The organism is Streptomyces sp. NRRL B-24572 (assembly GCF_002156145.1).
Classification (GTDB): Bacteria; Actinomycetota; Actinomycetes; order Streptomycetales; family Streptomycetaceae; genus Streptomyces; species Streptomyces vietnamensis.
The window spans coordinates 1-6,830 of record NZ_MWIG01000530.1 but is presented as its reverse complement, the minus strand read 5'-3'; the positions used below and the strand labels follow the sequence as shown (position 1 = coordinate 6,830).

Below are 6,830 nucleotides of genomic sequence, written 5' to 3'. Positions count from 1 at the left end.
CCCGGAAACGCCCCGACTGTCCCCCCACCCCCCTCCTTCCTATCCTGGAGAAGGAGAGGTGAGGAGGGCCGCGATGGCCGCCGTCGCCGTGCACAGCGCCGTCCTGGGGGAGGAGCGCCCCACGCTTCCGTACGCGGAAACGGGCCGGCCGGGGGGAACACCGCTCGTCCTGGTGCACGGCTACCTGGACTCCTGGTGGACGTTCGAGCCGCTGCTGCGCCGCATGCCCCCGGGCCTGCACGCGTACGCCCCCACCCAGCGCGGCCACGGCGACGCCGACAAGCCGCCCGACGGCTATCTGCCGGAGGACTTCGCCGAGGACCTGGTCGCGTTCATGGACAGCGTCGGCACGGAACGAGCGGTACTGGTCGGAGGATCGAGCGGCGGGGTGCAGGCCCGCATCGTCGCGGGCCGCCGACCGGACCGCGTGGCGGGCCTCGTCCTGCTCGGCGTCCCGGCCACCCTCGCCGACAAGCCGAAGGCCGCCGAACTCTGGAAAGCCGTACGGGAGTTGAAGGATCCCGTGAACCCAGAGCTCGCAGCGGCCCTCGTCGACGGCCTGACGGCGATCCCCATGGGACGCGGCTTCCTGCAGACCGTCGTCGACGAAACCCTGAAGGCCCCGGCCCACGTCTGGCGCGAGACCCTGCGCGGCCTCCTCGAGACCGACCTCCGGGCCACCCTGTCGGGAATCCTCGTCCCCACCCTGGTCGTCTGGGGCGACCAGGACCCCGTCCTGACCCGCGAGGACCAGCAGACGATCCTCGACGCCGTCCCCGACTCCCGGCTCCTCGTCTACGAGGGCGTGGGCCACATCGCGTACTGGGAGGCCCCGGAGCGCGTACTCCGCGACCTGACGGCCTTCATGGCCGACCGCACCTGAGGCGGGCTACCGGTCCGCGCTGGACAGGGCGTCGGTGACCAGACGGGTGGCGAAGTCGCGGTCGTCGGTGATCCGGTTGATGATCTCCGCGAGAAGGAAGGAGGTGGCCTCCAGGGCGTTCATCTCCTCCTTGGTCCACTCCCCGTACTGCCTGCGCCACAGGCTCGGGCTGAGCCCGGTACCCGCCGCGACGACCAGCCCGGCCATGGTGGGGACGGCCTCGGGGCGGACGCTCCGGGGCATCCTGCTCATCGAGGTCACGAGGCTGGGCACGACGTACTCGATCACGTCCTTGTCGTGGTCCTCGCAGGCCGTCCGCAGCCACTTCATGTACATGAAGATGATCGTGCACACGCCGTCCAGGAGGTCCTGGGCCCCCGTGGGCCCCAAGGACGCGGTGAACTGCTCGTCGAGCTTCCGCTGTTCGGGATCGACCTCGGTCCTGCCGTCGTAGATGGCCTTGAGCCGGGAGTCGACCAGCATCATCGCCCCACTCACGTCACCGGCGGGAGCGTACTGGGGGTCGCAGGGTGAAGACACGGGATCCTCCTCATGTGACGGCGGCAGACGCCACGGCATGCCCGCACGCTAGACCGCCGCCCGGGCCGGGATCCGGCGAATCCCGAGGCGCCCCCCTCAGGAGTGACACGGCCTGCCCGCGCGGGGCCGGCCGATCAGGCGGACCGTCCGCATCAGGCCCTACGGCCGGTGACGGGGAACGGCAGAGCAGGCGTCTTCCACATCGCCGGCCCGGAGGCCGTCACCCGCCACGAACTCGGCACGCTCATCGCCCGGTGCGACGGCCTCGCCCCAACGGCAGGCAGGTGACGTCTGCGCAGGGCGGCACGGACACGGGCCTCAGCGAGAATGGCGCGATGATCCACCGCTTCGTCGGTATTCCAGAACTGACAGACGTTCCGCCCGTGGCGGTCGTCGTCGACGTGATGCGGGCCTTCACCGTGGCGGCCTGGGCCTTCTCGCGCGGTACCGAGAAGATCGTCCTGGCCCCGTCGGACAGTGAGGCACTGGCTCTGAAGGAGAAGGAACCGGGGTGGATCGCGCTCAAGGACGGCGCTCCGGCGGAAGGTTTCGACATCGTCAACTCGCCTGGCCTGATCAGGTCGTTCGATCTGACCGGTCGTACGGTGGTGCAGAAGACGACGGCCGGAACCGTCGGTGCGCTGGCCGTCGCGAGCTCGCCGCTCGTCCTGTGCGCGAGTTTCGTGGTGGCCGGCGCGACAGCGCGGTTCCTGAAGGCGCAGGCTTCCGGACCGGTGACGTTCGTCGTGACCGGCGACGCGGGCCGGGCCGACGAGGACCTGGCCTGCGCCGCCTACATAGGCCGACGTCTCGGCGGGGGCGGTGACGGCGTTGCAGCGGCCCCGTATCTCCACCGCGCCAGGGCTTCCCGGGCGGCCGCCGGCCTTGCCGACGGAGTGCGGCGCGGATACCGGGGTGTGCACCCGGACGATGTGGACCTGTGCCTGGACCTCGACAGGTTCTCCTTCGCGATGGTCGCCCGCAGGGAAGAGTCACTGATGGTGTTGCGCCCTGTCGCAGTGCCCGACGGCGTACCCCGAACAGCGGCCCCTGCCCGGTAGGCGCCGCCCCCACGGTGAGCACGGCTTCAGTCGAGCCGCGCCCGGTCATCGGTCGGGGGGATGCCCAGCCGGTCGGCGAGGGTGGTGAGGGCCGTCCCGAGGGGGAGGGCGATCCGGGTGAGGGCGTGCCGGTCGCCGCGGGTCGGGTCCCGGTTGATGATCAGCACCGGTGTCCCGGCCTGGGCCGCCTGGCGGACGAACCGGAGGCCGGACATCACGGTGAGCGAGGAGCCCAGGACCAGCAGCGAGGTCGCCTCGCCGACCAGTCTCCGGCAGTGCTCGACCCGTGAGGGAGGCACGGCCTCGCCGAAGAACACCACGTCGGGTTTGAGGACGCCTCCGCAGTTCGCGCAGGGCAGCACGCGGAAGTCCGCGACCTGCTCGTCGGTCAGGTCGGCGTCACCGTCCGGGTTGATCCCGGCCGCCACCGGTGCGAAGCCCGCATTGGCCTCCTCGAGCCGCTGGGCGAGTTCACGGCGCGGACTGTACGTGCCGCAGGAGAGGCAGACGACCCGGGCCAGGCTGCCGTGGAGCTCCACGACCCCTCCGCTGCCGGCGGCCTGGTGGAGACCGTCGACGTTCTGGGTGATCACGCCCGAGAGCAGGCCGCGGCGTGCGAAGGCGGCCACGGCCAGGTGTCCGGCGTTGGGCAGGGCACGGCCGAAGGTGCGCCAGCCGAGGTGGCTGCGCGCCCAGNNCTGGGCGCTGCCGGTGAAGTCCTGGTAGGTCATCGGGGTGTGCCGGCTCAGGCTTCCGCCCTCGCCCCGGTAGTCGGGGATGCCCGACTCCGTGGAGATGCCCGCGCCGCTGAGGACCAGCACGCCCCCGGCGTCCAGCGCATCGGCGACCGGCCCGAGGTCCGTCGTGCCCGGTGGCAGGTCCTCGTCGGGGGTCCAGCTCAGAGTGGGGCGCATGCGCATGCCGCCAGGGTACGGAACGGACCCGCACGAGGGCCTCTCGCCGCGGCGATGCCGGACCCCCGGTACCGAGCGGCGCCCAGGCGGACGCACGGTCCGCAAACGCGAGAGCACCCTCCGTGTCGCCGCGGCCGTACTCCTGGGGGAGGAGTACGAGAGGCGCACGATCGGCCGGGTCGCCGCGACGAGCAGGGAGGGTTCCGCGCGTCCGTGCGTCGAGCTCTCCGTGCGACGTGCGACAGGGCTGTCACAGACCTCCGAGAACACTTGACCATGTCCAGGAGGGAACGACGAGGGTGTTCCCTGTCGGCCGGGCGAGCCGGCGGTGTGGCTCGCCCCGCAAGCCGGGATCAGAGGGGGAGTCCACGTGTCAGCGACCTGCGTCATTCTCGATATCGGTGGCGTACTGGAGATCACGCCGGAAACGGGATGGGTGCAACGGTGGGAGGCGCGCCTGTTCCTGCCGCTCGGCACCGTGAACGAGCGGATGCGCGATGTGTGGCGGGCCGGCAGCGTCGGCGGCATCAGCGAGCAGGAGGTGCACGAGCAGGTCGCGACCCGTCTGGGTCTCGACGGCGCCCAGGTCGAGTCGTTCATGGCCGACCTCTGGACGGAGTACCTGGGAACCGCGAACGACGAGCTCATCGACTACGTACGAGGACTGCGCGGGAAGTGCAGGCTGGGGATCCTGAGCAACAGTTTCGTCGGGGCCAGGGAACGGGAGACGACGCTGTACCACTTCGACGAACTGGTCGAGCAGATCGTCTACTCCCATGAGATCGGCATCGAGAAGCCCGACCTGCTCGCCTTCGAGGCCGCAACCACCGGTTTGGACGTACGACCGGAGAACTGCCTGTTCATCGATGACGCCGCAGCCAACGTCGAGGCGGCCCGGGCCGCGGGCATGCAGGCGCATCTGTTCGAGGACAACGCCCGGACCATCGCACGCATCGCCGCTCATCTCGACGCCGGACACTCGGCCCCGGAACGTCTCCCGCTCGGCTGAGGAAGGTCCTGGCCGGCCCCGGAGGGCGCCGGCCAGGACCCGAATTCCGCACCCGATCCGATTTCGAGTGAATGACTCGTCAGACCATGAGGAGGAGCCGCGTCTGGGGGACGAGCTTCCGGTTGACGCTGGTGCTCTGCACGAAAATGGTGAAGTCGTCGTTGTGGTCGGGCTTGACGCGCGTCTCCACATTCGGCAGACCGAGCAGGGCCCGGGCCTGAGGCCCCGTGTACACCCGGTCCGTCTTCTTCTCCAGTACCGCGATCTGCTTCCGCGCCTGAATCTTCTCCGGCTTGCTCAGCTGATAGAACGCACATCCCGTGCGATAGGTGTGCCCGGACTCGACGACCCATTCCCGGATCGCCGCGTCACGCGCCACCGGAATCAGCTGGTATTCCGACGGATTCACCGGAGTGAGACCGGCCGCCTCGATGGTTTCCTTGTTGACCGCCTCCGCGCCCGTGGAGAAAACCGCCCGCGATCCACGGATTCCTTGGGCGCGGCCCACCATGAACTTCTCGGTGGCCTCCCGGATGACCTGCCCGGCCTCCTCCAGGCCCTGTGTGCTCGTGGCGTCCCAGACGGCGACGTTCTCCTTGGGGAAACCACAGTTCATGGCCTCGCGCTTGCCCATCTGGTCCGGTACGAGGACGGCGAGGGTCCAGTTGTCCTCCTGCGCCTCGATCATCTCGGCCACGGCCCGGACCAGTTCACGCGGATTTCCGGCAGGGGCGTCCGGGCAGCGGTGACTGGCGTTCTCCTGTCCGTCGGTCAGGACGAACGTCAGGAAGCTGTGGTCGCCGTACAGCTGAGCGGTCTGTGCCAGCTCCCGCTGCGACTTCAATGCGGCTGCCAGCAGAGCCGTCATTCCACCGACCCGGTACAACTGCTTCAGCGACGGCATGCGCAGCACGTCCTTGTCGTAGATGACGCATTCCACCTTGTCGGCGAAGACGTACACCGTGACGCGGGTCTCCTGGTCCAGTTCCCTCGACCGGCGGGCAAGATAGGCGATCTGCTGGTCGGCGACTTCGACGACCTTGCGGCTCAGGTGGGACATGGAAGAACTGGCGTCGAGCACAAGGGCGACGTGATTGATGTAGTTCTGGTTTCCGGACAAGACAGCTTCCCCCTCTTTCCGACTTGATGTTCCTACCGTCTCATCCACCACTGACAACCGCCCACGACCAGCGCCGACCGGTCGGGTCATCTGTCTTGTGACGAGATGGCGTAGGGGACATCCGGGTGGATGTACGCCGGTGCCGCAACTGCCGCCGACCGTCGTGCCGTCGTCCTGTGCGGGTTGCACGACGACCGAGGAGGCATTCATGACCGTGTTCCGACCTGTCCCCGCGACGCCGACGGCACTGATGGATCTCGACCCGTACCGCTTCCCTGCCGCGCGCATCGACCACGAGGAGGAGACGCCGACGGTCGGCGACGACACACCGCCGGCGCCCGAGCCCTCGAGCCGCCGGACCGTCCGCCTGGCACCGTCCGACCGCCGCCGACTGGAGCTCCACGCCGCTCTCACCACGGCGGGCATCGCACCCTTGCCGGGCGACCTCGACGCCGTCGAGGCCCTGTGCACGCTGGACGACACCACCCACGCCGTTCTCCGGCGCTGGCTGAGCAGGTCCGACGGCCAGGTCGGGGATGTGGTCGTCGAGGGCGCCGGAGACGGTGAGCTCGCGATGGCGAGGGGTGAGTTCCCCCGGTCAGTGGGTCAGTGCGGTCATGTGGTCGGGGTGGTGGGCGGCGACGTCGTGGGCGGCTCGGACGAAGGCGGCGACGGCTGTGGATCGCGAGGTCTCCGGCCAGGCGACCATGACCGCGCTGGGACTGAGGCCGGTGACCGGCCGGTATGCGATGTCCGGACGCTGGTGCAGCTTGGTGGTGGAGAGTGACAGGAACGCCACCGCCTGGCCCAGCGCGACCACCTCCAGGAGTTGCTCGACGCTGGCCACGAGCGGCCCCTCGGGAGTGTCGGCCGATGCCGAGTCCGTATGGTTGTCGCCTGCTTCCGCTCCGTCACATCCTGTGTAGTAGGCGGCGTCGGAGGGGGCGGCCCCTTTCCAGCGTGGGATCGGTTCGCCCTTGAGGTCGGTCAGCCGCAGTCGCCGGCGTCCGGCCAGGCGGTGCGCGGCGGGGAGGACGGCCAGTCGCGGCTCGACCACGAGCGTCTGGGAATCCAGCCCTTGACCGTCGAACGGGCTGCGCAGCAGCGCTACGTCGGCACGGCCGTCCCGCAGCATGGCGATCGGCTCCCCGCTGCCGCCGACGACGACTTCGGGCGGCGGCAGATGCGAACCCGTTTCCCGGTAGGCGGCGAGGATCTCCCGCAGCAGCCCGGCATCGCCTCCCGGCTTGACCGCCACGACGAGCTGGGGTGTCGGCTGACCGGCCCGGCGTGCACGCCGGGC

At 69.8% G+C, this 6,830-nt stretch carries 7 protein-coding genes; 3 read left to right on the top strand and 4 right to left on the bottom strand.

Annotated elements, in window-relative coordinates:
* Positions 1 to 73 precede the first annotated feature (73 nt).
* Positions 74 to 883, top strand: coding sequence for an alpha/beta fold hydrolase (locus CCN56_RS29010; protein ID WP_086830940.1), 810 nt, complete (start codon positions 74 to 76; stop codon positions 881 to 883).
* Positions 884 to 889: 6 nt separating this feature from the next.
* Here the strand turns inward: CCN56_RS29010 and CCN56_RS29005 are convergent, their stop codons facing one another.
* A complete protein-coding gene (locus CCN56_RS29005; RefSeq protein WP_086830939.1) occupies positions 890 to 1,423 on the bottom strand; it encodes a hypothetical protein in 534 nt (177 codons plus the stop codon).
* Positions 1,424 to 1,758: 335 nt separating this feature from the next.
* On the opposite strand from CCN56_RS29005, the gene CCN56_RS29000 reads away from it, so the two are divergent.
* A complete protein-coding gene (locus tag CCN56_RS29000; RefSeq protein ID WP_086830942.1) occupies positions 1,759 to 2,484 on the top strand; it encodes a 2-phosphosulfolactate phosphatase in 726 nt (241 codons plus the stop codon).
* A 26-nt stretch (positions 2,485 to 2,510) separates the two neighbouring features.
* Here the strand turns inward: CCN56_RS29000 and CCN56_RS28995 are convergent, their stop codons facing one another.
* Entirely contained in the window at positions 2,511 to 3,404 is an 894-nt protein-coding gene (locus CCN56_RS28995; RefSeq protein WP_179200021.1) for a Sir2 family NAD-dependent protein deacetylase, read from the bottom strand.
* Between the two features lie 364 nt (positions 3,405 to 3,768).
* On the opposite strand from CCN56_RS28995, the gene CCN56_RS28990 reads away from it, so the two are divergent.
* Positions 3,769 to 4,407, top strand: coding sequence for an HAD-IA family hydrolase (locus CCN56_RS28990; protein WP_086830938.1), 639 nt, complete (start codon positions 3,769 to 3,771; stop codon positions 4,405 to 4,407).
* A 79-nt stretch (positions 4,408 to 4,486) separates the two neighbouring features.
* Here CCN56_RS28990 and CCN56_RS28985 read toward each other — a convergent pair whose 3' ends face one another.
* Both CCN56_RS28985 and CCN56_RS28975 read right to left on the bottom strand, forming a co-directional pair.
* Positions 4,487 to 5,527, bottom strand: a complete 1,041-nt coding sequence (locus tag CCN56_RS28985) for a vWA domain-containing protein (RefSeq protein ID WP_086830937.1) — start codon at positions 5,525 to 5,527, stop codon at positions 4,487 to 4,489.
* Between the two features lie 598 nt (positions 5,528 to 6,125).
* Positions 6,126 to 6,830, bottom strand: a 705-nt coding sequence (locus CCN56_RS28975; RefSeq protein ID WP_218779461.1) for a LysR substrate-binding domain-containing protein, incomplete at its 5' end; no start/stop codon positions are given.

Excerpts from the sequence above, each read along its gene's own strand:
- CCN56_RS29010 (WP_086830940.1), top strand. The coding sequence starts at position 74 with ATGGCCGCCGTCGCCGTGCACAGCGCCGTCCTGGGGGAGGAGCGCCCC.
- CCN56_RS29000 (WP_086830942.1), top strand. The coding sequence starts at position 1,759 with ATGATCCACCGCTTCGTCGGTATTCCAGAACTGACAGACGTTCCGCCC.